This is a genomic window from Amycolatopsis sp. NPDC049688 (assembly GCF_040674975.1).
Lineage (GTDB): Bacteria > Actinomycetota > Actinomycetes > Mycobacteriales > Pseudonocardiaceae > Amycolatopsis.
Genome location: NZ_JBFANY010000020.1, coordinates 166,265 through 188,350, shown reverse-complemented (window position 1 = coordinate 188,350; position 22,086 = coordinate 166,265). Strand labels below are relative to the sequence as shown.

General features: G+C 71.8%; 25 protein-coding genes. 16 read left to right on the top strand and 9 right to left on the bottom strand.

What is annotated here, in order from left to right; genetic code table 11:
- Nucleotides 1–89: 89 nt before the first annotated feature.
- Nucleotides 90–497 carry a hypothetical protein gene (locus AB0J55_RS40695; protein WP_364261660.1) on the bottom strand — a complete coding sequence of 136 codons (408 nt, stop codon included), beginning with the start codon at nucleotides 495–497 and terminating at the stop codon, nucleotides 90–92.
- A gap of 76 nt (nucleotides 498–573) precedes the next feature.
- Here AB0J55_RS40695 and AB0J55_RS40690 point away from each other — a divergent pair, with 76 nt between their 5' ends.
- From AB0J55_RS40690 to AB0J55_RS40660, 7 genes are read left to right on the top strand one after another with little or no spacing between them, the layout of a single operon-like run.
- On the top strand, nucleotides 574–1,635 hold the full coding sequence (locus tag AB0J55_RS40690; RefSeq protein ID WP_364261657.1) for a SurA N-terminal domain-containing protein: 1,062 nt from the start codon (nucleotides 574–576) through the stop codon (nucleotides 1,633–1,635).
- Nucleotides 1,632–2,564 (top strand): MazG family protein, encoded by a 933-nt coding sequence (locus AB0J55_RS40685; protein ID WP_364261654.1) that lies wholly within the window; start codon nucleotides 1,632–1,634, stop codon nucleotides 2,562–2,564. The genes AB0J55_RS40690 and AB0J55_RS40685 overlap by 4 nt, the downstream gene beginning before the upstream one ends.
- 54 nt (nucleotides 2,565–2,618) lie before the next feature.
- Nucleotides 2,619–3,176: a sigma-70 family RNA polymerase sigma factor gene (locus AB0J55_RS40680; protein ID WP_364261651.1), complete on the top strand. Its 558-nt coding sequence runs from the start codon at nucleotides 2,619–2,621 to the stop codon at nucleotides 3,174–3,176.
- Nucleotides 3,173–3,955 carry a zf-HC2 domain-containing protein gene (locus AB0J55_RS40675; protein ID WP_364261648.1) on the top strand — a complete coding sequence of 261 codons (783 nt, stop codon included), beginning with the start codon at nucleotides 3,173–3,175 and terminating at the stop codon, nucleotides 3,953–3,955. Before AB0J55_RS40680 ends, AB0J55_RS40675 begins: the two co-directional genes overlap by 4 nt.
- A 9-nt stretch (nucleotides 3,956–3,964) precedes the next feature.
- Entirely contained in the window at nucleotides 3,965–4,768 is an 804-nt protein-coding gene (locus AB0J55_RS40670; RefSeq protein WP_364261645.1) for an ABC transporter ATP-binding protein, read from the top strand.
- Nucleotides 4,765–6,123 (top strand): hypothetical protein, encoded by a 1,359-nt coding sequence (locus AB0J55_RS40665; RefSeq protein ID WP_364261642.1) that lies wholly within the window; start codon nucleotides 4,765–4,767, stop codon nucleotides 6,121–6,123. Before AB0J55_RS40670 ends, AB0J55_RS40665 begins: the two co-directional genes overlap by 4 nt.
- Nucleotides 6,120–6,683: a hypothetical protein gene (locus AB0J55_RS40660; protein ID WP_364261639.1), complete on the top strand. Its 564-nt coding sequence runs from the start codon at nucleotides 6,120–6,122 to the stop codon at nucleotides 6,681–6,683. The genes AB0J55_RS40665 and AB0J55_RS40660 overlap by 4 nt, the downstream gene beginning before the upstream one ends.
- A gap of 7 nt (nucleotides 6,684–6,690) precedes the next feature.
- On the opposite strand, the gene AB0J55_RS40655 is transcribed toward AB0J55_RS40660, so the two are convergent.
- The 6 genes from AB0J55_RS40655 to efeU form a co-directional block, all read right to left on the bottom strand.
- On the bottom strand, nucleotides 6,691–7,125 hold the full coding sequence (locus AB0J55_RS40655) for a PPOX class F420-dependent oxidoreductase (protein WP_364261636.1): 435 nt from the start codon (nucleotides 7,123–7,125) through the stop codon (nucleotides 6,691–6,693).
- Nucleotides 7,126–7,142: 17 nt separating this feature from the next.
- The gene (locus AB0J55_RS40650; RefSeq protein ID WP_364261633.1) at nucleotides 7,143–8,285 is read right to left on the bottom strand and encodes a GDSL-type esterase/lipase family protein; all 1,143 of its coding nucleotides are present in this window, start codon (nucleotides 8,283–8,285) and stop codon (nucleotides 7,143–7,145) included.
- On the bottom strand, nucleotides 8,282–8,851 hold the full coding sequence (locus tag AB0J55_RS40645) for a WHG domain-containing protein (RefSeq protein WP_364261690.1): 570 nt from the start codon (nucleotides 8,849–8,851) through the stop codon (nucleotides 8,282–8,284). Before AB0J55_RS40645 ends, AB0J55_RS40650 begins: the two co-directional genes overlap by 4 nt.
- Before the next feature lie 63 nt (nucleotides 8,852–8,914).
- Entirely contained in the window at nucleotides 8,915–10,189 is a 1,275-nt protein-coding gene (efeB, locus tag AB0J55_RS40640) for an iron uptake transporter deferrochelatase/peroxidase subunit (protein WP_364261631.1), read from the bottom strand.
- The gene (gene efeO, locus AB0J55_RS40635; RefSeq protein ID WP_364261628.1) at nucleotides 10,186–11,328 is read right to left on the bottom strand and encodes an iron uptake system protein EfeO; all 1,143 of its coding nucleotides are present in this window, start codon (nucleotides 11,326–11,328) and stop codon (nucleotides 10,186–10,188) included. Before efeO ends, efeB begins: the two co-directional genes overlap by 4 nt.
- Nucleotides 11,325–12,170, bottom strand: a complete 846-nt coding sequence (efeU, locus tag AB0J55_RS40630; protein WP_364261625.1) for an iron uptake transporter permease EfeU — start codon at nucleotides 12,168–12,170, stop codon at nucleotides 11,325–11,327. Before efeU ends, efeO begins: the two co-directional genes overlap by 4 nt.
- Nucleotides 12,171–12,538: 368 nt before the next feature.
- Here efeU and AB0J55_RS40625 point away from each other — a divergent pair, with 368 nt between their 5' ends.
- On the top strand, nucleotides 12,539–13,285 hold the full coding sequence (locus AB0J55_RS40625; RefSeq protein WP_364261687.1) for a murein transglycosylase: 747 nt from the start codon (nucleotides 12,539–12,541) through the stop codon (nucleotides 13,283–13,285).
- Here the strand turns inward: AB0J55_RS40625 and AB0J55_RS40620 are convergent.
- The gene (locus AB0J55_RS40620; RefSeq protein ID WP_364261622.1) at nucleotides 13,275–13,589 is read right to left on the bottom strand and encodes an antibiotic biosynthesis monooxygenase family protein; all 315 of its coding nucleotides are present in this window, start codon (nucleotides 13,587–13,589) and stop codon (nucleotides 13,275–13,277) included. The two genes, AB0J55_RS40625 and AB0J55_RS40620, sit on opposite strands and share 11 nt — an antisense overlap.
- A 68-nt stretch (nucleotides 13,590–13,657) precedes the next feature.
- On the opposite strand from AB0J55_RS40620, the gene AB0J55_RS40615 reads away from it, so the two are divergent.
- Nucleotides 13,658–14,209 (top strand): TetR/AcrR family transcriptional regulator, encoded by a 552-nt coding sequence (locus AB0J55_RS40615; protein WP_364261619.1) that lies wholly within the window; start codon nucleotides 13,658–13,660, stop codon nucleotides 14,207–14,209.
- Nucleotides 14,210–14,391: 182 nt separating this feature from the next.
- Here AB0J55_RS40615 and AB0J55_RS40610 read toward each other — a convergent pair whose 3' ends face one another.
- The gene (locus tag AB0J55_RS40610) at nucleotides 14,392–14,796 is read right to left on the bottom strand and encodes a tetratricopeptide repeat protein (protein ID WP_364261616.1); all 405 of its coding nucleotides are present in this window, start codon (nucleotides 14,794–14,796) and stop codon (nucleotides 14,392–14,394) included.
- 72 nt (nucleotides 14,797–14,868) lie between these two features.
- Between AB0J55_RS40610 and AB0J55_RS40605 the strand changes: the two genes are divergently transcribed.
- The 7 genes from AB0J55_RS40605 to AB0J55_RS40575 all read left to right on the top strand — a co-directional run bounded on the left by AB0J55_RS40605 (nucleotide 14,869) and on the right by AB0J55_RS40575 (nucleotide 22,001).
- Nucleotides 14,869–15,330 (top strand): VOC family protein, encoded by a 462-nt coding sequence (locus tag AB0J55_RS40605; RefSeq protein ID WP_364261613.1) that lies wholly within the window; start codon nucleotides 14,869–14,871, stop codon nucleotides 15,328–15,330.
- 64 nt (nucleotides 15,331–15,394) lie between these two features.
- Nucleotides 15,395–16,681 carry a phosphopyruvate hydratase gene (eno, locus tag AB0J55_RS40600; RefSeq protein ID WP_364261610.1) on the top strand — a complete coding sequence of 429 codons (1,287 nt, stop codon included), beginning with the start codon at nucleotides 15,395–15,397 and terminating at the stop codon, nucleotides 16,679–16,681.
- A 236-nt stretch (nucleotides 16,682–16,917) separates the two neighbouring features.
- A complete protein-coding gene (locus tag AB0J55_RS40595; protein WP_364261684.1) occupies nucleotides 16,918–17,280 on the top strand; it encodes a septum formation initiator family protein in 363 nt (120 codons plus the stop codon).
- Between the two features lie 27 nt (nucleotides 17,281–17,307).
- The gene (locus tag AB0J55_RS40590; RefSeq protein ID WP_364261607.1) at nucleotides 17,308–17,817 is read left to right on the top strand and encodes a DUF501 domain-containing protein; all 510 of its coding nucleotides are present in this window, start codon (nucleotides 17,308–17,310) and stop codon (nucleotides 17,815–17,817) included.
- A gap of 142 nt (nucleotides 17,818–17,959) precedes the next feature.
- Nucleotides 17,960–19,129, top strand: a complete 1,170-nt coding sequence (locus AB0J55_RS40585; RefSeq protein ID WP_364261604.1) for a lytic transglycosylase domain-containing protein — start codon at nucleotides 17,960–17,962, stop codon at nucleotides 19,127–19,129.
- A 27-nt stretch (nucleotides 19,130–19,156) separates the two neighbouring features.
- The gene (locus tag AB0J55_RS40580) at nucleotides 19,157–20,110 is read left to right on the top strand and encodes a Ppx/GppA phosphatase family protein (RefSeq protein WP_364261601.1); all 954 of its coding nucleotides are present in this window, start codon (nucleotides 19,157–19,159) and stop codon (nucleotides 20,108–20,110) included.
- A gap of 265 nt (nucleotides 20,111–20,375) precedes the next feature.
- Nucleotides 20,376–22,001 (top strand): ABC transporter substrate-binding protein, encoded by a 1,626-nt coding sequence (locus AB0J55_RS40575; protein WP_364261599.1) that lies wholly within the window; start codon nucleotides 20,376–20,378, stop codon nucleotides 21,999–22,001.
- Nucleotides 22,002–22,086 lie beyond the last annotated feature (85 nt).

Here is a 22,086-nt window from a genome sequence, read left to right as displayed (position 1 = left end):
TCCGCCGCGGCCGCCCGATCGCGCTGCCGACCCCGGAAGAGGCCGCGGAGTACCCGTACACCGAAACGCCTTACCACTCACGACTGGCCTCAGCCGACTTCGCTGAACATCGGGGGCAGCGCCTCCGCCAGCCCCATCCGCACCGACTCCACGGGCACCGGAACCGCTCCGGCCCCCGCCATCGGCAACGGCCGGGGCTTCCGGGGCATCCGCGATCCCGAGCCCCCGCCCCGTCCCGGATACACCAGCAGCCCCCGCGCCGGGTCCGGGACCGCGTCGAGCGCCGCCGTCACGACCGGCAACGCGCGGAACGCGTCCCGCCGCTCCTCCGTCGCGAACTCGATCTCCAGCACCACACCCCAGCGGTGCTCGTGCCAAACCCACTGCTCGGCGCCGTTCGTCAGCGCCGCTTCGGTGAGGGCGTCCCCTTGAGCCAGGCGCCACTGCGAAGCCGAATGCTCCCCGTCAAACACCTCGATGGTCAGCCAATGGTCCATATGTCGACATTACCGCCGCCACGACCCCATGGGTGTTGCGTTTCGGGGGCGATGGTGTGAGAGGGTATGCGCTGTGATGCGGATCATCGGGCGCCCTCGCGCGCTGGTCGGGGTCGTTGCCGGTGCTCTTCTGCTCGCCGGGTGCGGGTCGGGCCCCAGCCAGGTCGGTGCCGCCGCCGTCATCGGGGACCACACGATCTCCATCGACCAGGTCCAGGACCTCATCACCAAAGCCGTCCGCGAGCAGCCGTACGCGCAGAAACTGGCCGGTGAGCACAAGCTCGACGTCGTCGGGCGGGCCGTCGTCAGCCAGCTGGTCCTGCACGAGCTCGTCACCCGGGCCGCCGAAAAGCAGGGCATCACGCCCAACTACGCGCAGATCGACGCCCAGCTGGCGAAGGACCCGCTGAACGGCCAGGTTCCCGCGGACGCGAGCAACGAGGCCCAGGCGGTCAGCCAGGTCGTCGCCCGCACGCGTGACCACCGCGAGGAACTGACCGACACCTTCCTGGCGCAGGCGCTGGCCGACAAGGCCGTACCGAACTCCTCGGTCACCTTCGACTACACCTCCATCGGCCTGGTGCCGGACGCCACCACCGGCTCCTCGGTCGAGGGGCCCGCCGCGAAGACCGCCGCCTTCGACCTCGCCAAGCAGTTCGCCGCCGACCCCGCCGCCGCGACCAAGCGGATCGGCGCCGATGTCCAGTACCTGGCCGCGCTGCGGCAGCGGGCCACCCAGATGGGGCAGAGCGCCGAATCGATCCCGCCGCTCGCCGGCGTCGGCGAGGCGCTGCCCGCGGCCCAGGCCGGTGCGCTGGCCGCCGGGCCGCTCTTCGGTTCGCCGGTCGGCTCGACCGTGGTCTTCCCGTTCCCGAACAACCAGGGCGCCTGGTTCGTCGGCGTGGTCCGGCAGCGCACCGACAAGCCCGTCGCCACCGAGCAGGCCCCGGACCTCGACGCCGCCACGAAGACCGCGGCCGGGATGCGGCAGGCGCAGCCGCTGTTCGACGAACTCGGCGTGCGCATCAACAAGCGGTACGGCGTGTGGGACGTCGTCGCCATGACCGTCGTGCCGAACGAGGGCGCCGCGCAGGGCATCGTGCTGTCCCCGGGTGGTTCCGGTCGTACCCAGCAGTGAGCGCGGGTGTCGTCGTAGTCGTCCGCGGGACGACGCTGCCGGGCGCGGCGCTCAAGCTCCTGCGTGACTCCGACGCCGTCTACGCGGCCACGGACGTCGATCCGGCCGCGTTCGGCGTCCCGCCCGTCACCGAGGCACCTTCGCTGGTCGACGTCGTGCTGCTCGCCGGGTCCCGGGACGAGCCGGCGGCGGCGCTGCTGATCGCGACCGGCGCGGAGGTCATCGAGACGCCGGTGCCGCCGCTGGTCGAGGCCGCCGAGGTGATGGACCGGCTCCGCTCGCCGGGCGGCTGCCCGTGGGACGCGGTGCAGACCCACGACTCGCTGCGGCAGTACCTGGTCGAGGAAACCTACGAACTGCTCGACGCCATCGAAGAAGGCGACCGCGAGGCGCTGCGCGAAGAGCTCGGCGACGTCCTGCTGCAGGTGCTCTTCCACGCGCGCATCGCGGCCGAGGACACCGGCGACCCGTTCGGCATCGACGACGTCGCCACGGCGCTGGTCGCGAAGCTGGTCGGGCGGCACCCGAACGTCTTCGCCGGCGACGGCGGCGTGCAGACGGTCGAGCACCAGAACGTCCGGTGGGAAGAGCTGAAGCAGCACGAAAAGCAGCGTCGGTCCATTGTGGACGGCGTGGCGCTCGGCCAGCCGGCGGTCGCGCTGGCGGGCAAGCTGGGGCAGCGTTCCGGGCGCGCGGGCATCCCGCTCGACCTCTTCCCCGAAGGGACCGCGGCCGCCGCCCAGCTGTTCCGCATCGCGGCCACGGCGCGCCGCGCGGGTGCCGATCCCGAGGTCGAGCTGCGGGCGCTGGCGAAGCAGTTCGCGAAGGACATCCGGGCCGCCGAGCAGGCCGCCCGCGACGCCGGGCTCGAGCCGACGACCCTGGAGGCGGACGGCTGGCGGAAGTTCTGGCCGACGCGCCCGGTGTGACGCAGCGCACAATCGGGTGAGAACCGTTCGCGGGCACCCGGCGTCTTGCCTGGTGTGAAGCAGACGTCGCTGGAGGACGCGGACGAGGAGCACCTCGTCCGGCGCACGGCCCGGGGCGACCGCGCGGCGTTCGAGGAGCTCTACCGCCGCACGTCGCCGTGGCTCGCCGTGCGCCTGCGCCGCCGGTGCGCGGACGAGCAGATCGTCGCCGAGGTCATGCAGGAGACGTTCCTGGCGGTGTGGCGGGCCGCGGGATCGTTCGCCGGGGCGGCGACGGGCGGGAGCGCGGTCGGCTGGCTGTGGACGATCGCCGCGCGCCGCCTGGTCGACGCGTTCCGGCGCCGGGCGCACCACGCGCAGCCGCCGCCGGAGGTGGTGCTCGACGTCGCCCCGGTGGCGGCCGCCGAGGACGAGCTGCTCTCGGCGACGATCGGCGACGAGGTCGGGGTCGCGCTGCGCGACCTCGCCCCGGAGCTGCGGGCGGTGCTGCAGGCGATGGTGCTCGACGGGCTGAGCGTCCGCGAGACCGCCGTGCTGCTGGGGCTGCCGGAAGGGACCGTCAAGACCCGGGCCCGGCGGGCGCGGATCGCGATGCGGGAGGCACTGTCATGAACCACGCGCCGGACCGGCTCATCGCCGCGTACGTGGCCGGTGGTGACCTCCCGGGTGACGAACTGTGGGGCCTCGAAGCCCACCTCGAGGCGTGCGCGGTGTGCCGGGCGCGGCTCGCCGAGGTGGCGCCCGTCCGGCCCGTCGTGGACCTCGTCTGGTCGCGGCTGTCGGCCGGGCTGCCCCCGCACCCACCCAGCCCACGCCGCCACCGCCGGTGGCTCGGTACCTGGGTGACGCCGGCGATGGCGCCGTGGCTGGCCATGATCGTGGCGGTCACGGCGGTCGCGCTGCTGCTGGACCAGGTGTGGCGCGTGACCCTCGACGTCACGACGGTGCAGTTGTTCGCCCCGGTGCTGCCGGTGCTCGGCGTCGCGGCGTCGTGGGCGCGGGGGCTCGACCCCGCCTACGAGGTCGTCACCGCGACCCCGCGGGCGGGGCTCTACCTGGTCGTCCGGCGGACGGTGGCGGTGCTCGCCGTCGTCCTGCCGGGGCTGGCGGTCGCCGGGTGGCTGACCGGCACCGCGCCGGCGCTCTGGCTGCTGCCGAGCCTGGCCTGCACCACCGGCACGCTCGCGCTCGGCGGGCTGACCGGGATCACCCGGGCGGCGTACGCGCTGGTCGCCGCCTGGCTGGCGGTCGTCGTCCTGCCGTCGTTCGCCCGGCAGGCGTTTGCGCTCGGCACCGGCGCGCTGCCGGTGTGGGCGGGGATCTTCGCGGTGACCACGGCGGTCGTCGTCCTGCGCGGGTCGGCGTTCACCCGGCTCGGCGCACGTCACTAGGGAGGAAGCATGCGGGCAGTGGGGACCGTCGAGGTCGCACCGGCGAAGTACGCCTGGGAGATCCAGGCGGAAGGGCTGAAGGTGCGGGTGGGGCGGCGGAAGATGGCCGTGGACGGGCTGGACCTGTCCCTCGGCAAGGGCGTCCACGGGCTGCTCGGCCCGAACGGCGCCGGCAAGACGACGCTGATCCGGGCCCTGGCCACGGTGCTCAGCCCGGCTTCGGGCCGGCTGACGCTCCTCGGCACCCCGGCCGGCGCGTCGTCGGGACGGCGTGAGCTGCGGCGCCGGATCGGGTACCTGCCGCAGAACTTCGGGTACTACAAGCGGTTCACGGTCCGCGAGTTCGTCGAGTACCTGGCCTGGCTGAAGGAAATGTCCAAAGAGGACATTCCCGGCGCGGTCCAGCGCGCGGTGGAGCGGGTGGGCCTGGCCGACCGCGCGGACGACCGCCTGAAGACGCTGTCCGGCGGCATGATCCGCCGGGTGGGCATCGCCCAGGCGATCGTCAACGACCCGGAGATCCTCCTGCTCGACGAGCCGACGGCGGGGTTGGACCCGGCCCAGCGGGTCCGGTTCCGCGAGCTGGTCCAGCAGCTGGGCCGCGACTCGTGCGTGCTGATCTCGACGCACCTGGTCGAAGACGTGGCGACGGCGTGCCAGGACGTGGTGCTGTTCGCCGAGGGCAAGCTCGTGTTCCAGGGGACGCCGGGGCAGCTGGCCGAGGCGGGCACCCCGGAAGACGTGGGCGACAGCCCGATCGAGCGGGGCTATTCGGCGCTGCTGAACCACGAGCGGGGCGGGAGGTCGTGGTGATCTTCCGCATCGAACTCCGGCGCTCCATCGCGCCTTGGGCCGCGCTCGCCCTGCTCGCCTTCGCGCTCGGCTTCCTCTTCCTGCTCACCGGCCCCTGGTGGAAGATCCCCGCCCCGTGGACCGCGCAGACCACCACGACCGCCCTCTGGGTGCGGTTCCTTCTCCAGTTCCTCTGGCCCGTCGTGGTCGGGGCCGGGGCGATCCAGGGCATGCGCGACAGCCGGTCCGGCATGACCGAACTGCTCGCCACCACCCCGCGCCCGCCCTGGCAGCGGGCCCTGCGGCTCGCCGGCGCCGTCGGGGCGCTCACCGCGCTGGCCTACCTGCTCGTCTTCGGGGTCGGCCTCGGTGAAGTCCTCGCCCACCGCGGTTTCGTTTCGCCCGCCTTCGTCCCCGTCCTGCTGGTCGGGGTGCTCGGCGTCGTGGCCGGGGGCTGGGCGGGGATGGCCGTCGGACGGCTGCTCCCGCACCCGCTCACCGCGCCCGGCCTCGCCGTGCTGGCCCTCGTCGGGACCACCCTCTGCTGGATGTCGCTCGAACCGGATCTGGACGCCGTCCTGCCGCGGCGGCTCGGCCCGCTCGCTCCCGCGCTCGCCGAGCCACGCGGGTCCATGGTGACCACCGCCGGGTCGCTCGACGTCGGGCAGGCCGTGTGGTTCGGCGGCCTCGCCGTCACCGCGTTCCTGTTGCTGTCGGCCGGTTCCACGCGGGCGCGGCTGCTGGGGCTGCTTCCGCTCGTCGCCGGGGTCGCCGTCGCGCTGCCGCTGTTCCCCGCGGTTCCCGAAGCGGCCTTCGCCGCCGACAGCCACGCCGCCCGGAAGGTCTGCGACGGGCCCGTCTGCGTGGCGGAACTCCACCGCGACCGGCTGGCCGCGCTGGCCGGCCCGGCCCGCGAAGCGCTCGCCATGCTGGCGAAGGTGCCCGGAGCACCGACGCGGGTCGAGGAACAGGTTGCGCCGGACTCGGTCACCGAGCCCGCCCGGCGCGACCCGGACGTCGTCTACCTCGACTTCCAGCGCAACGACGAACTGCTCACCGCGGACGCCGCCGACCTGCGCGTCGCGGTGCTCTCCGGGGCTGGGGTGCCGTCCTGCGAACGGCCGAGCACCCCCAGCGTGTCCGACACGGGTGCCCGGATGATCGCGGCGGCCTCCTTCACCGGTGAGCTGAAACTGCTGCCCGAATACGCCGGTCGATGGTTCAAAGCTCAGCTCGGCCCGGTCGAGCAGGCGTGGGAGAAGTTCCGTGCCCTGCCCGGCGACGTCCGGTTCGCGCGGATCGTCGCCCTGCGCCAGGTGCTGCTGACCTGCCAGGGCGATCCGCTCGACACGCTGGTGCCGGGAGCCCTCCGATGAGAGGTCTGACGTTGTACGCGCGGTCGCGGCAGGTGCCGGCCGCCTTCGCCGCCCTGCTCGCCGTGACGGCCGTGGTGTGGCTCCCGGGCCGGGACTCCTGGAACGCGATCCTGGCCTCGCTGGCCCTGACCGCCGGGGTCGCGGTGACGGCGACCGGGCTCAGCGGCCAGGACGCCGACCTCGACCGGATCGCCGCCCGGCCGTGGCCGGTCCGGCGGTTCGCGCACCTGGCGCTGCTCGCCGTCGCGGCCGGTGCGCTGGTGCTGGGCGTGCAGGAACTGGGCTCGTCCACGGTCGCACTGACGGTCGTCGTGCGTGACGCCGCCGGTTTGGCGGGGCTGGCCGGTCTCGCCGTCACGGCGGCCGGCGGGCACTTCGGCTGGACGCTGCCGCTGGCCTGGTGCGCGATCAGCCCGTTCGTCCCGGACGACGCTTCGACGGCGAGCCGGGTCGCGGCGTGGCTGCTGCAGCCCCCGGGAACGGCGGCCGCCACCTGGACCGCGGTGGTCCTGGCGGTGACGGGCGCGGTGGCCTACACCGGCTGGGGCGGCCGCCGTTGATCCCCGGTCAGACGTTGCGGATGTTCAGCACCAGTTCGTAGGGGTCCTGGTCCCAGGCCTCGACCCCGAAGGCGAGGATGCGTTCCGGGCGGATGCGGATCAGGGCGTCGTCGAAGTGGTCCTTCGGGACGTGCTCGTAGTGCTTCTCCGGGAAGTCGACGCCGACCAGCGCTTCGGCGTGGCCCCGGATCTCCAGGCACCGCACCCGCCACGGGTTCGTCGAGGGGACGTCGTCGACGACGAACGCGACCCGGCCGTTCGCCTCGACGTTGCGGTACTTCCTGCTGTCGCGCAGCTTGCGCCCGGTCACGTCGATGCTCTTCTCGTCCGGGTTGTACCGGAAACCGACCGGATTCACCTGGAGGGTCCCGTTCGGCTGCTGGGTCGCGAGGCGGCCGATCCGCTGGGCGGCGAGGTAGGCGATCTCTGCTTCGGTGAACATTCACGAAGTGTCGAACTTCAAGTTCCCTTGAAGTCAAGCACCAGCGAGGCGAACCGCGCGCCGATCCGGCGGTGGGCCGCCGGGCACGGGTGGAGGTCGTCCGGCAGCGGGAGGTCCGCGAAGTCCGGTTTGCCGTAAAGGTTCCGGCCGTCCAGGTAGCTCAGGTGGGGGTCCGACGCCTGCCGTTGCGCGACGATCCGGGCCAGCTCCGCCCGGATGACCTCCAGCGTCAGCTTGCCCGCCGCGACGTCGGCGGGGTTGCCGGTCGCGCGGAACCGGACCTCGCCCCGGGCGAGCGCCTCGTGGTCGAAGTCGCCCGGCCCCGGCGTCCGCTCGTGGATCGGGCAGTACAGCGGCGAGACGACCACGAGCGGGGTGTCCGGGTGCCCGTCGCGGATCGTGTCGAGGAACCCGTGCACCGCGGGCCCGAACGCGCGCAGCCGCATCAGGTCGGCGTTGACCACGTTGATGCCGAGCTTGACGCTGACCAGGTCGGCCGGGGTGTCGCGCAGGGCCCGCGCGGTGAACGGGTCGAGCAGCGCGTTGCCGCTGAAGCCGAGGTTCACCAGGTCGACGCCGGCCGCGGTGGCGGCGAGCGCGGGCCACGTCGTGGCGGGGCTCGCGGCGTTCGAGCCGTGGCTGATCGAGCTGCCGTGGTGCAGCCAGACGCGCCGGCCGGGCACGGCCTCGGCCGGCGCGTCGGCGCGCAGGGCGACCAGCTCGGTGATTTCGTTGTGCGGCAACCAGATCTCGACGTCCTTGGGCTGGGCGCCCAGCCCGGCGAACCGGACCACGCCGGGGGAACCTTCCGCGAGCGAGGACGTCCCGGTCGCCATGTCCACGGTCAGGGTGCGGCCGCCGGCCACGCTCGCCTGCGCGGTGAGTTCACCGTCGACCAGCAGGTCGTAGACGCCGTCCGGTCGCGGCGGGGCACCGGGGTACACCTGCTTGGTCGGCAGCGTCTCCAGCTCGACGACGTCGGCCCGGGTCCGGAACCGCAGCCGCACGCCCGCGGGCTGCGCCTCGGCCATGGCCAGCCGCGGGTCCGTGTTCTGGGCTCGTGCCCGGGCCGGCAGCCGGTGCGGCGCCAGGCCGCGCGCGGTGCGTTCGAGTTCGAGGGCACCGCGGACGAGTTCGGCGGTGAGGGGAATGTCGATCACGACCGTGGCCAATCCTGCAGGAGGGTGTCGAGGGCGGCGAGGATGCGGACCCAGCTATCGGGCGCGGCGGGGGAGCTGTGGTCGAACCCGCCCTGGGCTTCGAGGCTGACGAACCCGTGGAAGACGCTGCCCAGCAGCCGCACGGCGTGCGTTTCGTCCGGGCCCGTCAGGTCGTAGCCGCGGAGGATCGCGCGCATCATTTCCGCGTGCCGGGGGCCGGCGCTCGCGGCGGCGGTCTCCGGATCGAGCCGCAGCTGCGCGGCGGCGTACCGGCCGGGGTGCTCGCGGGCGTAGTCGCGGTAGACGTCGGCGAACGCGACGAGCGCATCCCGTCCGGCCCGCCCCGCGAGCGCGGCGGCGGCCCGGCCGGCGAGCTCGTCGAGGGCCAGCAGCGCGACCTTCGTCCGCAGGTCGTGGGCGTTCTTGACGTGGGAATACAGGCTGGCGACCTGGACGCCGAGCCGCCGGGCCAGCTCCGACGGCGTCAGCCGGTCGAAGCCCGCCTCGTCGGCCAGCTCCGCGCCGGCGTGGACCACGCGCTCCGTGGTCAGCCCTGCTCGAACCATCATCCTTCTCCCGTTTGCCTAAAGCCAGAGTAGAGCAACCTAAAGGCTTTAGGCAAATGGGGGTCAGGAGAACAGCGCGTCCGCCCAGCTCGACTCGCGGGTCACGCCCGGCGGAACCGCGAAGTGCGCCGACCCGGTGTGCTGGACGTACTCCATCATCGCGTCCTTCGACGACAGCGCCTGCTGCATCGGCACGTACTGCTTGCGGGTGTCGCGGTTGAACGCCAGGAAGAACAGCCCCGCTTCGAGGTGCCCGACGCCGTCGGAACCGTCGACGAAGTTGTAGCCGCGGCGCAGGATCCGCACGCCGTTGAGCGCCTGGTGGGAGGCCAGCCGGACGTGGGCGTCCGCCGGGATCAGCTTCTCGCCGCCCGCGCCGCCGACGTCGAGGTCCAGCTCGTCGAACTCCGCGGTCTGGCCCAGCGGGGCACCGGTGCCCTTCGTGCGGCCGATGATCTTCTCCTGGCCGTCGAGGGTCTCGCGGTCCCACGTCTCGATGTGCATCCGGATCCGGCGTGCCACCAGGTACGAGCCGCCCGCCATCCACGTCTGGCCGTCGGCCGCGGTGGCCCACACCTGGTCGGCCAGCACGTCGGGTTCCTCGGCCTTGATGTTGTTCGTGCCGTCCTTGAAGCCGAACAGGTTCCGCGGCGTCTGCTGCTCACGAGACGTCGACGAACTGCGGCCGAACCCCAGCTGCGACCAGCGGACCTCGGTGACGCCGAAGCCGAGCCGCACCAGGTTGCGGACCGCGTGCACCGCCACCTGCGGGTCGTCCGCGCAGGCCTGGATGCACAGGTCGCCGCCGCTGCGGGCCGGGTCGAGCTTGTCCTTCGGGAACAGCGGCAGGTCGATCAGCTGCGGCGGGCGCTTGCCCGCCAGGCCGAACCGGCCGTCGAACAGCGACGGCCCGAAGCCGATGGTGAGCGTCAGGTTCGACGGCGGCAGGTCGAGCGCCTCACCGGTGTCGCCGGGCGGGGCGTACGCGCCGCTGCCGACCGCGCCGTTCGCCACGACCTCCTGGCCCGCCGTCATCCGGCGGGCCGCGTCGGTCCACGTCTTGAGCAGGGCCCGCAGCTTCTCGCGGTCCTTCGTCGTGACGTCGAGGGCCGCGAAGTGCAGGTTCGCCTGCGCCGGGGTGACGATGCCGGCCTGGTGTTCGCCGTGGAAGTCGACGGTGTTCGTCGACGCCTCGGCGTTGCCGCTCGTCGCCTTGTCGATCCCGATGCCGGCGGCCGCGCCCGCCCCGGCGAGCGCGACACCCGCGCCCGCCAGGCCGAAGAGCTTCCGCCGCGAGACGCGAGTGCCCTCCGCTTGCCTGCCCTCTGTCGGCGTCACTTCGACACAACCTCCGCAACCTTGCTCAGCGGTTCGCTCAGCGCGTCGACGGCCGAGGCGAACTCCTTGACCTGGTCCTGGGAAAGGTCGGTGTAGAGCTTGAAACCGTCGCCGGCGCGCTGCTTGTCGAGCAGGCCCTGGACGTTCGCGAACTCCTTGTCCAAAGTGGACACCAGAGCGGCGTCCTTGGCCTGCAGGATCGGCCGCAGCGAGGTGATCGCGCCCTTCGAACCGTCCACGTTGGCCTGGAAGTCCCAGAGGTCGGTGTGCGAGAAGGCTTCTTCCTCGCCGGTGATCTTGCCGGTCGCGACCTCGTCGAGCAGGCCCTTGGCGCCGTTCGCGAGGTCCAAAGCGGACAGTTCGAGGGTCTTCGTCTTGGTGACCAGGTCCTTGACGTCGGTCACCAGCTTGTCGGCGATCTGGGCGCTGTCGGGCTGCAGGCCGGTCTTGAACAGGTCCTTCTCCAGCCGGTGGAAGCCGGTGAACTGCTGGTTGGGCTCGAGGTCGGCCTCGCGGACGTCGATGGCCGGGTCGAGGTCGCCGAACTTCTCGGCAACCGGCTCGATCCGCTCGTAGTAGGTGCGGGTGCGGGCGTACGCGGCCTTCGCCTCGTCGACCTTGCCGGCCTTCACGAGGTCGGCGAACTTCACCGTCTCGTCCTGCAGCGCGGAGGTGTTGTTCGCGATGTAGTCCGCGTAGCTCTTGGTGGCCTGCGCCTTCTGGGCGTTGCTGTCGTTCTGCTTCGCGACGCCGCCGGTGACGGTGAAGTCGCCGCGGATGCCGGTGCCGGCCATGCCCGGCTTGCACGCGGTCTGGTACTTGCCGGCGTCGGCGACCTCGACGATCAGCCGCCGGTTCAGCCCGGGCGCGATGTTCTCGACCTCGCCCATGATCCGGTCGCCCTCGGCGTAGAGGTAGAACTCGGTGACCTTGCTGCCCTTGTTGGTGATCTCGAAGGTCAGGTTGCCCGCGTTCGCCGTCGTGGCGGAGACCTCGCACGCGGTGTCGGACGCGGCGACCTTGATCGGGCCGCCCGCCGCGGTGCCCGCGGTGTCGCTCTTGCTGTCGCACGCGGCCAGCGTCACCAGCACGGCGGCGCCGGCCAGTACGGCCAGCGAGGGGGTCTTGCGCACGGTCACTCCTTCGAGGCGGCCGCGGCGGCGGGTGCCGGCGCGGTCTTCTTGCTGGGCTTGAGGAACAGCGGCAGCACGACGGCGACGTAGGCGACCCAGGCGATGGCCTGGAGCACGGTCGTCTGCTGCGAGTAGTTGAAGATGCCCTTCAGCAGGGCGCCGTACCAGGACGTCTCGGGCAGCGTGCCCGACGCGTCGAAGGCCAGGGTGTGGATGCCCGGGAGGAACGCGGCCTCCTGCAGGTCGTGGAGGCCGTAGCCGAGCACGCCCGCGGCGACGAACACCAGCAGGACGCCGGTGATCGTGAAGAACCTGCCCAGGTTGAACCGCACCGCGCCCCGGTAGAGCAACCAGGCGAGCACGACCGCGGCCGCGATGCCGGCGGCGAACCCGATCAGCGGCTGCACGGTGTCCGACTGCGCGGCCTGGACGGTCGAGTAGAAGAACACCGCGGTTTCCAGGCCCTCGCGCCCGACCGCGAGGAACGACAGCAGCAGCACGGCCGCCGGGCCGACGTCCAGGGCGTCGTCCATCTTGCCGCGCAGTTCGGCGGCGATGCTCTTCGACGCCTTGCGCATCCAGAAGATCATCGCGGTCACGAACACGACGGCGACGATCGACAGGCTCCCGCCGAGCAGCTCCTGGTGCTCGAAGGACAGCTGGGCGGTCGTGTAGGTGAGGACCGCGCCGACGGCGACCGACAGCAGCACCGCGGCGCCGACGCCGGGCCAGACCCAGCGCAGGGCGTGCCGCCGCCCGGTCTTCACCAGGAAGGCCACCAGGATGCTGACGACCAGCGCGGCTTCCAGGCCTTCGCGCAGCCCGATCAGCGCGCTCGAGAACAACACCGGTCCGCCTCCCTGAGTTTCTGCTTCCGAGATGGTTTTAGGTAAGGCTCACCTGTAAGTCCAGTGGGCGCCCGCTCGACTGAAACGAGGCAACCGGACAATCCGGGCATCAATCCGAAGTTAGGTTAGGGTAACCGCAGGTCAGGGGCCTGCGCGTCGACTCGATAACGAATTCTGTGATTTCGCAGGCAGTGGGCCTGGGTTTACCGTCTGCTTGCCTGGTCAGGCGTCTGGGGGACCCCCCTTGAGTGGCTCCGTAACCTGTTCGGGTGGCCGATACCGCTCAGCCGACCGTCACGCCTCCGTCGCCGCCTTCGGGCGGCCCGCCCAGGCGGTACGTCGGCCGGATCGCCCTCGCGCTGGCCCTGGTGGCCACCGGCGTGGTCCTCCTGGTGACCATCGGGGTCCGGAACCCGGATGCCCCGGTCGCGTCGCCGCCGGTCCAGCCGGCGCTCGCGATCCCCGAGCAGCGGCCGCAGCCGGGCGCCGAAGCGCCGCGGGCCGGGCTCGCCGCGCCGGTCGACCGGCCGCAGGTGTCCGACCGCGCCGAGCTGGACGCGTGGGCGGCCCGCGTCGCGGACAAGACGCACGTCCCGGCGCGCGTGCTCTCGGCGTACGGCCGGGCGGAAATGTGGATGCAGCGCCAGAAGCCGACGTGCCACCTCTCGTGGGCGACCCTGGCCGGCATCGGCCGCGTCGAGACCGAGCGCGCGGGCTTCGACCTCGCGGCGATCCGCGCGGACGGCCGGGTGGCGACGCCGGTGGTCGGCCCGCCGCTCGACGGCTCCCCGGGTGTCGCGGCGGTGCACGATTCCGACGGCGGCAAACTCGACGGCGACAGGTCGTGGGACCACCTGATCGGCCCGATGCAGTTCCTGCCGTCGACGTGGAAGAAGTACCAGGAGCGCGCGAACGGCGACGGCGGCACGCCGGACCCGCAGAACATCGACGACGCGGCCTTCACGGCGGCGCGCTTCCTGTGTTCCGGCGGCGACGACCTGGGTACCCCGGCCGGCTGGTGGCGGGCGATCCTGTTCTACAACCAGGCCCTGCCGTACGGCCAGGACGTCTTCAGCGCGGCGGACGCCTACGCCGAGGCGAGCGTCAGTCCTTGACGGCGATGACGTCGTAGTGGTCCGGGCCGGCGCCTTCCACGAGTTCGCCGACCCGTCGCACGGCAGCCGTGATGGCGGCGTTCCCGCGGGTGGCGGCGCGCAGTGCCGCCTGGTCGGTCCAGCGCATCTGGTTGATCACGCGCGTGCCGTCGTGGCTGCGGAGCAGGTGCATCGACAGCAGGCCCGGCAGTTCGGCGGGATCGGCCGCCTCGCGGATGCAGTCGATGAGGGCCTGCTGGTTCTCGGGGCGCACGGTGAAGACGTTGACGGCGAGCAGGCCGTCGGCGGCCGGGATGATGTTCACGGGCAGCTCCTCTCGGTTCCCCGCCGAGGCTAGAGCCGAAAAAGTGCCGCGGATGTAACACTTACCGGGTGACGCGGAGCCCGAGACGCGCGGACGCGCGAGCCAACGACGAGCGGATCCTGCTGGCCGCCGCGCGGGTCCTCGCCGAGGATCCCGGGGCCACGATCCAGCGCATCGCCGACGAGGCGGGCGTCGTGCGGCTGACCGTGTACCGGCGGTACCCCGGGCGCGACGCGCTGCGGCGCGCGATCTTCGAAGCCGCCGCGGCCGAGGCGACCGCCGTCATCCCGGACGACACGGAAGACCCGGTGGCAAGCCTGCGCGAGCTGATCGTCGCGATGGCCGCGCTCGTGCGGCGGTATCCGCTGCTCGTCACGGACCCGGCGCCCCGGCCGCACCAGGCGCCCGGGATCCGGGCCATGCGGCGGGCCGTGCTCGGGCTGGTGGAGCGCGGCCAGGAGCTCGGCGTCCTGCGGGCGGATCTGCCGGCCGACCTGTTGCCGCGGGCGATCGTCGGCACGCTGCGGATGCTCCCGCCCGGCTCCGGCGTCGGCGGGGCGCAGGTGGCGGATCTGCTGCTGGACGGGTTCAGAGCTCGCGGTCGGCGACGAACGGTGTGACGGCCATCAGCACCAGCAGCAGCAGTCCGGCGTACGCACCCAGCGTGACGAAGATCGACATCGTGGTTCCTCCCTGTTCGGTCTGGAACCAGCTTCGCCGGAGAAGGGGGCCGGGGACATCGGTCGAGGGGCCCGGCCGGGTCGGCCGAACGGCTGAGGCGTCCCGGGCCGTTCGGCCCTGGTCAGGGTTCGCGCAGCGCGATGTGGGCCTTGACCTCGCTGATCGCCTCGAGGTACTCCGGCACCGGGTTCATCGCCGACGCCATCCGCATCTGCGCCAGCGCCTCGACGAACCGGCCGAGCCGCTGCAGCGTCCGGCCCAGGATGAACCGCGCGTAGTGGTCCGTCGGGTCGAGCTCCAGCACCCGGGTGAACGCCTCCTCGGCGCGCCGCAACTGAGCGGAGTGGAAGTACGCGCGCCCGGCCAGCAGGTGCACCGACGGCTTGTCCGTTTCGGATTCCAGCAGGGGCTGCAACGCCTTCAGCGCGTCCAGCGGGCGACGGCGGCCGACCAGGTCTTCGGCCAGTCGGAAGGCATGGAACCGCGACTCCTCGGGAGGCTGCGAAGCAGCTGCGGCGTCCGTCATGGTCACTCCCACGTTACCCCGGGGGAGGGGGTTGCACACGCCTCCGAACGGGACGTGATGGACTGTGCCGCCATGAGCAGCCCGTACCGGGGCCTGGCGCCCTACCTGTACTACGCCGACGCCACCGCGGCGCTCGCCTGGCTGACCAGGGTCTTCGGCTTCACCGAAGAGGTCCGGTTCTGCGACGGCGCCGGCGAGGTGTTCCAGGCGACGCTGCGGGCGGGCGAAGCGCGGATCCAGCTCGCCGGCGTCGGGCCGGACTACTGGCAGGCCAAGGGCGTCGACGGGCCGGTCGGCCAGCTCAACATCGTCTACGTCGACGACGTGGACGAAACGTACGCGCGGGTCGAGGCCGCCCTCGGGGACGAGTGCGAGCTGGAGCCGCCGCAGGATCAGCCCTACGGTGCCCGGGTGTTCACCGTCGCCGATCTCGGGGGAAACAGCTGGACGTTCTGGCAGCAGACGTCCGAGACCGTCGAGCTGCCGCCGGGCTGGCAGGCGGTCCGCGCGGGCGGTGAGTCCTCCAACGGGTGACGTGCGGCGACGGCTAGGCTGGGCGCGTTACCGCAGGCAGGAATGACGCACCGAGGAGCATGGCGTGGCTCTCATCGAGCAGGTAGGCGCGCGCGAGATTCTGGACTCGCGCGGCAACCCGACGGTCGAGGTGGAGGTGGCTCTCGACGACGGCACCCTGGCGCGGGCCGCGGTCCCGTCGGGGGCGTCGACCGGTGAGCACGAAGCGGTCGAGCTGCGTGACGGCGACACCGGCCGCTACAACGGCAAGGGCGTCGAGCGCGCGGTCGCCGCGGTGCTCGACGAGATCGGCCCGGAGATGGTCGGCATCGAGGCCGTCGACCAGCGGATCGTCGACCAGAAGCTGGTCGACCTCGACGGCACGCCGGCGAAGTCCCGCCTCGGCGCGAACGCCATCCTCGGCGTCTCGCTGGCCGTCGCGAAGGCCGCCGCCGAGTCGGCCGAGCTGGAGCTGTTCCGCTACCTGGGCGGCCCGAACGCGCACGTGCTGCCGGTGCCGATGCTGAACATCCTCAACGGCGGTTCGCACGCGGACAGCAACGTCGACGTGCAGGAGTTCATGATCGCGCCGATCGGCGCGGAGACCTTCCGCGAGGCCCTGCGCTGGGGCGCCGAGGTCTACCACTCGCTGAAGTCGGTGCTGAAGGGCCGCGGCCTCTCGACCGGTCTCGGCGACGAAGGCGGCTTCGCGCCGAACCTGGCGAACAACCGCGAGGCGCTCGACCTGATCCTGCAGGCCATCGAGAAGGCCGGTTACACCCCGGGCCGCGATGTCGCGCTGGCCCTCGACGTCGCCGCGACGGAGTTCTTCGCCGACGGCGCGTACACCTTCGAAGGCAGCAAGAAGAGCGCCGAGCAGATGTCGGCCTACTACGCCGAACTGCTGCGCGACTACCCGCTCGTGTCCATCGAGGACCCGCTGAGCGAGGACGACTGGGACGGCTGGGTCACCCTGACCGCCGAGGTCGGCGAGAAGGTCCAGATCGTCGGCGACGACCTGTTCGTCACCAACCCGGACCGCCTGGAGGAGGGCATCACCCGCCGCGCCGCCAACGCGCTGCTGGTGAAGGTCAACCAGATCGGCACCCTGTCCGAGACGCTCGACGCGATCTCGCTGGCCACGTCGTTCGGCTACAAGTCGATGATGAGCCACCGCTCGGGCGAGACCGAGGACACGTTCATCGCGGACCTGGCGGTCGCCACCGGCGTCGGCCAGATCAAGACCGGCGCCCCGGCCCGCGGCGAGCGGATCGCCAAGTACAACCAGCTGCTGCGCATCGAGGAGACCCTCGGTGACGCCGCCCGGTACGCCGGCGAGCTGGCCTTCCCGCGGTTCACCGCCGAGGCCTGATGGCGGACCGGGGGAGGACGCGCGGCCGCCGCGGCGGCGGGGCAGCACGGGTCGGCGGACCCGCGCGGACCCGCCGTCCCGAGGCCGGTCGTGCGGGGAGCCCGGGATCCCGGTCGCCCCGCACGGACGGCACGACGGCGGCGCGGCGCCGCACCGGCGACGCGGAGACCACCAGGGCCCGGCTGCGCCGGGGCTTGGCGGCGAAGCGCGCGTCGGGCGCGGCGAAGGTGCTCGGCATGTCCACCACCCGCCGCGCGGCGGTGGTGGCGATCGTGGTGTGCGCGCTGGCGTTCACCATCGCCGTGCCCCTGCGCACCTACCTCTCCCAGCGGACCGAGGTCCGCGAACAGCAGGCGCAGCAGGCACAGCTGCAGCAGGAGGTCGCTCAGCTCCAGGGCCGCAAGGCGGAGCTGAGCGACCCGGCGCAGATCGAGGCCGAAGCCCGGCGGCGGCTGCGGTACGTCAAGCCGGGCGAGACGCCGTACATCGTCCAGCTGCCGGAGGACAAGGCCCCGGACGCGGCCCCGCCGGCCGGGCAGCAGCCCGCCGTGGGCAGCTCCTGGTACGAGAACCTGTGGAACCAGGTCTCTTCGGGGTGACTGCGGGCACGCTCTAACCTGGACCGCGTGAACAGCACGCAGCAGCACCGGTTCGAGCCCGTCACCGACGCCGACCGCGAGATCATCGCGGAGCAGCTCGGACGGCCGCCGCGGGCCCTGCGCGCGATCGCCGCGCGGTGCCCGAGCGGGCATCCCTCCGTGGTGCAGACCAGCCCGCGGCTGGAGAACGGGACGCCGTTCCCGACGCTCTACTACCTCACCTGCCCGAAGCTGAACTCGATGATCGGCACCATCGAGGCGTCCGGGATCATGAAGGAGATGACCGAGCGGCTCACCACCGATCCCGAGCTCGCCGCGCAGTACCAGCGCACGCACGAGACGTACCTCGCCGAGCGGGACGCGATCGAGCCGCTCGGCCACCAGGTGACCGCGGGCGGGATGCCCGGCCGGGTCAAGTGCCTGCACGTGCACGTCGCCCACGCCCTGGCCGTCGGCCCGGGCGTGAATCCGTTCGGTGACGAGACGCTCGCCATGCTTAAGGCCAACGGGTGGCCCTCGGGAGACTGCGCCGCGTAACGCTCGCGCGTGGTGAACAGATAACTGGTCTGGGTGAGCGAAAACCCCGATTCGGGTCTTTCGACGGGGTGAAACCTCGCCTCGGGTACGGCAGGCTGTGTCCCGAGGGTGGCGACCGATCCGGCCAGGAGGGCTTTGCGTCATGCGTGTGCGGCGGCTGCCAGACGCAGTCGGGAGCTACACCCGGAGGTTCGGGATCCGCCACCGCACCGCGTACCCCCTGATCACCGGCATCCTCGCGGTGATCCCGGCGCTGGTCGCCGGCGGCGGCACGCTCGGCTGGCTCGGCGGGAGCGGTGAGCACACCCGCGACGCCGCGCTCGGCCAGGGCTACGACCCCGGCCACGCCGCCATCCAGCAGATCGCCGTCGACGGCACCCTGCCCGGCGCGCCCACCCCGATGCCCCTGCCGGCCTACGAGCTGCCCGACGGCCCGCTCGGCATCCCGGCCACCGCGCTCAAGGCGTACCACGACGCCGCCGACATCCTGGGCCGCGAGCAGCCCGCGTGCCACATCGACTGGGCCCTGATCGCCAGCATCGGCCGGATCGAGTCCAACCACGCGCGCGGCGGGTACGTCGACGCCTTCGGGACCACCCGCGAGCCGATCCTCGGCCCCCAGCTCAACGGCCAGGGCGGGTTCGCCGCGATCCCGGACACCGACCACGGCGAGCTCGACACGGACCCGGTGTGGGACCGCGCGGTCGGCCCGACCCAGTTCATCCCGGCGACCTGGCGGGCGTACGCCTCCGACGGCAACGGCGACGGCAAGGCCGACCCGAACAACATCTTCGACGCGGCCCTGGCCACCGGCCGCTACCTCTGCTCCGGCGGGTTCGACCTGGCGAAGGCCGACCAGCTGCGCGGGGCGATCTACCGGTACAACAACTCCGACACGTACGTGAACACGGTGATCCTCTGGGCGGACGCCTACCGCAACGGGATCCTGCAGGTGCCGGACAGCACGGTGCCGATCGGCGCGCCGAACGCGGCCGCGGCCCCGCCCCCGCCGGCGATCCCGCCGCCGCCCGTTCCGACGACCACTTCTTCGCCGCCGCCGACGACGACGGGCACTTCGAAGCCGCCGACCTCCCCGGAGCCGCCGTCGTGCACCAAGCCGCCGACGACCACGACGGCCGACCCGACGACGATCACGAGCTTCACGACCGTGCCGCCCCCGACCAACACCACGGGCGACACCACCACGCCGACGAAGACCACGCCGCCCGAACCGACGTGCGGGCAGATCGTCACGTCGGTGCCCACGTCGGTCGTCCTGATCACGACCACGCCGCCGACGCCTACGAGCTGACGCACCCGGGCCGGTTAGGGTGATCGCATGCCTCGTGTTGCCGCGATCGACTGTGGGACCAACTCCATCCGCCTGCTCGTCGCCGAGCTGACGCCGCGCCACGACGGCACGGTCGACCTGCGCGACCTGCACCGCGAGATGCGGATCGTCCGGCTCGGCCAAGGCGTCGACGCCACCGGCGAGCTGGCCCCCGAGGCGCTCGAACGCACCCGGGCCGCGCTGGCCGACTACACGATCGCCGCCCGGCGCAAGGGCGTGGAGAAGGTGCGCATGGTGGCCACTTCGGCCACTCGCGACGCCAAGAACCGCGACGACTTCTTCCGCATGACGCGGGAAACCCTCGGCGTCGAGGCCGAAGTGATCAGCGGCGACGAGGAAGCGCGGCTGTCCTTCACCGGCGCGGTCGGGGAGCAGGACCCGGACGACGGCCCGTTCGTGGTGGCCGACGTCGGCGGCGGCTCGACCGAGCTGGTCCTCGGCACCTGGGACGGCCGGCAGGCCGAGGTGCTCGCGGCGAAGTCCGTCGACATCGGCTGCGTCCGCATCACCGAGCGCGCGCTCAAGAGCGACCCGCCGACCGCGGACGAGATCGCGGCGGCCCGCGACCTGGCCGGCAAGGTCCTCACCGAGGCGTTCGACGTCGTCGACGTCGCCCGCGCGAAGACGTGGGTGGGGGTCGCCGGCACGGTGACCACGCTGTCGGCGATCGCGCTCGGCCTGCCCGAGTACGACAGCGACCGCGTGCACCTGTCCACCTTGACCCCGGCGGACATCGACCGCCTGGCGACCGACCTGCTGCAGAGCGACCACGCCACCCGCGCCGCCAACCCGGTGATCCACCCGGGCCGCGTGGACGTGATCGGCGGCGGCGCGGTAGTGGTCCAGACCCTCGCCGAGCAGCTCGCGGCCCGCGGCGGCCCGACGGAACTGGTGGTCAGCGAACACGACATCCTCGACGGCATCGCCCTGTCGCTGGCCTGACCGGCTCCCCGCGCCCGCTCGTTCGCCTGACCGACCGTTCGGCCGCCCCAAAGGGCTTGTGCCACAACGGAACCCTGGGTGAGCGGGCGATGACCAGCTGTCCGCGCTGGTCCGTCCGGAGCATCCGGTTTGCTACCTTGGTTGTGCTCCAACCAGGTGGTCCTGACGGTCGTCACTGATTTGCAACACCGCAGTCCTGTGATCAGCTTCACCGCCCCCGATAGCGTGCGTCTCACCTTTCGGGCAGACGGAGATGGAGGGGATCATGCGTCGTTCGCGCAGGCTCTGGGGACCCACGGTGGTGATGACCTCGCTGGCGCTCGCGCTCACCGCGTGCGGCGGTGGCTCGGGCAGCTCCACCGGCGCCGGCGGGACGGATCCGGACGGCACCGTCAGCGTCTACGGCACCGAACCGCAGAACGCGCTGGTCCCGAGCAACATCAACGACCTCGGCGGCACCAAGGCGATCCAGCCGATGTTCGCCACGCTCGTCGGCTTCAAGGGCGCGGACGCGCAGCCCTTCAACCTGATGGCGGACTCGATCACCACGACCGACTCCAAGGTCTACGACATCAAGATCAAGCAGGGCTGGAAGTTCCACGACGGCACCGAGGTGAAGGCGCACAACTTCATCGACGCCTGGAACTACGGCGCCTACGGCCCGAACGGCCAGCTCAACACCGACTTCTACTCGAACATCCAGGGTTACGCCGACGTCCACCCCGAGGACAAGAACGCCAAGCCGGCCACGGACAAGATGTCCGGGCTGGTCGCGAAGGGCGACTACGAGTTCCAGGTGACGCTCACCGCGCCGTTCTCCGTCTTCGACATCAAGGTCGGCTACCAGGCCTTCGCGCCGCTGCCGGACTCGTTCTTCAAGGACCCCAAGGCGTTCGAGCAGCACCCGATCGGCAACGGCCCGCTGAAGTTCGTCTCGCGGACGCCCAACCAGGACATCAAGCTCACCCGGTTCGACGACTACAAGGGTGACGACAAGGTCAAGTTCAAGAACCTCGACATCAAGATCTACTCCAGCCAGGAGACCGCCTACCAGGACCTGCTGAGCGGGCGGCTCGACTTCATGGAGGCGCTGCCGCCGTCGGCGGTCGCGGGCGGGAAGTACAAGAACGACCTCGGCGACCGGCTGGTCACCGGCCACCTGCTCGGGATCAGCACCATCAACATCCCGTACTACGTGCCCGGGTACAACAACCTCGAGCTGCGCAAGGCGATCTCGATGGCGATCGACCGCGCGCAGATCACCAAGACCGTCATGAACGACACCTACGTGCCGGCCGACGGCTACATCTCGCAGGGTATCCCGGGCGCGCGTGAAGGCGTCTGCAAGTTCTGCCACTTCGACCCGGCGGCGGCCAAGGAGGCGTTCCAGAAGTCGGGCTTCCAGGGCAAGCTGACCATCGCGTCCAACGCGGACGGTGGCCGCAAGGAACCGCTCGTCGCGGCGTGCAACAGCATCAAGAACACCCTCGGCGTCGAGTGCGACTTCGTGCCCGCCACCGACTTCGGGCAGTGGCGCAGCATCGTGACCGGCCACAAGCTCACCGGCATGGGCCGGTCGGACTGGTCGGCGGACTACCCGTCCATCGAGGACTTCCTCAACCCGATCTTCAAGACCGGTGGGTCCTCGAACGACTCGACGTACTCGAACCCGAAGGTCGACGCGATCCTCGCCCAGGCGGACGCCACCGCGAACAAGGACGCCGCGGTCAAGCTGTACCAGCAGGCCGAGGACCTGATCGCGCAGGACCTGCCGACGATCCCGGTGTGGGACGAGAAGGGTGTCGCGGCGAAGTCGAAGAACCTCAAGTCCGCGGCCCTGGACTTCCGCCGCATGCCGGACTACCCGTCCATCGAGGTCCTGAAGAAGTAGCTGCGGCTCCCACCACCACGCCGTCGTGAGTGAGAAACAGGGTTAGAACAGTGTTTCTCACTCACGACGGCCGGCGCGCACTAGG

Bases quoted from the DNA above. Each gene is read 5' to 3' on its own strand.
- AB0J55_RS40695 (WP_364261660.1), bottom strand. From the start codon at position 497: ATGGACCATTGGCTGACCATCGAGGTGTTTGACGGGGAGCATTCGGCT.
- AB0J55_RS40690 (WP_364261657.1), top strand. From the start codon at position 574: ATGCGGATCATCGGGCGCCCTCGCGCGCTGGTCGGGGTCGTTGCCGGT.
- AB0J55_RS40675 (WP_364261648.1), top strand. From the start codon at position 3,173: ATGAACCACGCGCCGGACCGGCTCATCGCCGCGTACGTGGCCGGTGGT.
- AB0J55_RS40670 (WP_364261645.1), top strand. From the start codon at position 3,965: ATGCGGGCAGTGGGGACCGTCGAGGTCGCACCGGCGAAGTACGCCTGG.
- AB0J55_RS40660 (WP_364261639.1), top strand. From the start codon at position 6,120: ATGAGAGGTCTGACGTTGTACGCGCGGTCGCGGCAGGTGCCGGCCGCC.
- AB0J55_RS40655 (WP_364261636.1), bottom strand. From the start codon at position 7,125: ATGTTCACCGAAGCAGAGATCGCCTACCTCGCCGCCCAGCGGATCGGC.
- AB0J55_RS40645 (WP_364261690.1), bottom strand. From the start codon at position 8,851: ATGGTTCGAGCAGGGCTGACCACGGAGCGCGTGGTCCACGCCGGCGCG.
- AB0J55_RS40610 (WP_364261616.1), bottom strand. From the start codon at position 14,796: ATGACGGACGCCGCAGCTGCTTCGCAGCCTCCCGAGGAGTCGCGGTTC.
- AB0J55_RS40605 (WP_364261613.1), top strand. From the start codon at position 14,869: ATGAGCAGCCCGTACCGGGGCCTGGCGCCCTACCTGTACTACGCCGAC.
- AB0J55_RS40595 (WP_364261684.1), top strand. From the start codon at position 16,918: ATGTCCACCACCCGCCGCGCGGCGGTGGTGGCGATCGTGGTGTGCGCG.
- AB0J55_RS40585 (WP_364261604.1), top strand. From the start codon at position 17,960: ATGCGTGTGCGGCGGCTGCCAGACGCAGTCGGGAGCTACACCCGGAGG.
- AB0J55_RS40580 (WP_364261601.1), top strand. From the start codon at position 19,157: ATGCCTCGTGTTGCCGCGATCGACTGTGGGACCAACTCCATCCGCCTG.
- AB0J55_RS40575 (WP_364261599.1), top strand. From the start codon at position 20,376: ATGCGTCGTTCGCGCAGGCTCTGGGGACCCACGGTGGTGATGACCTCG.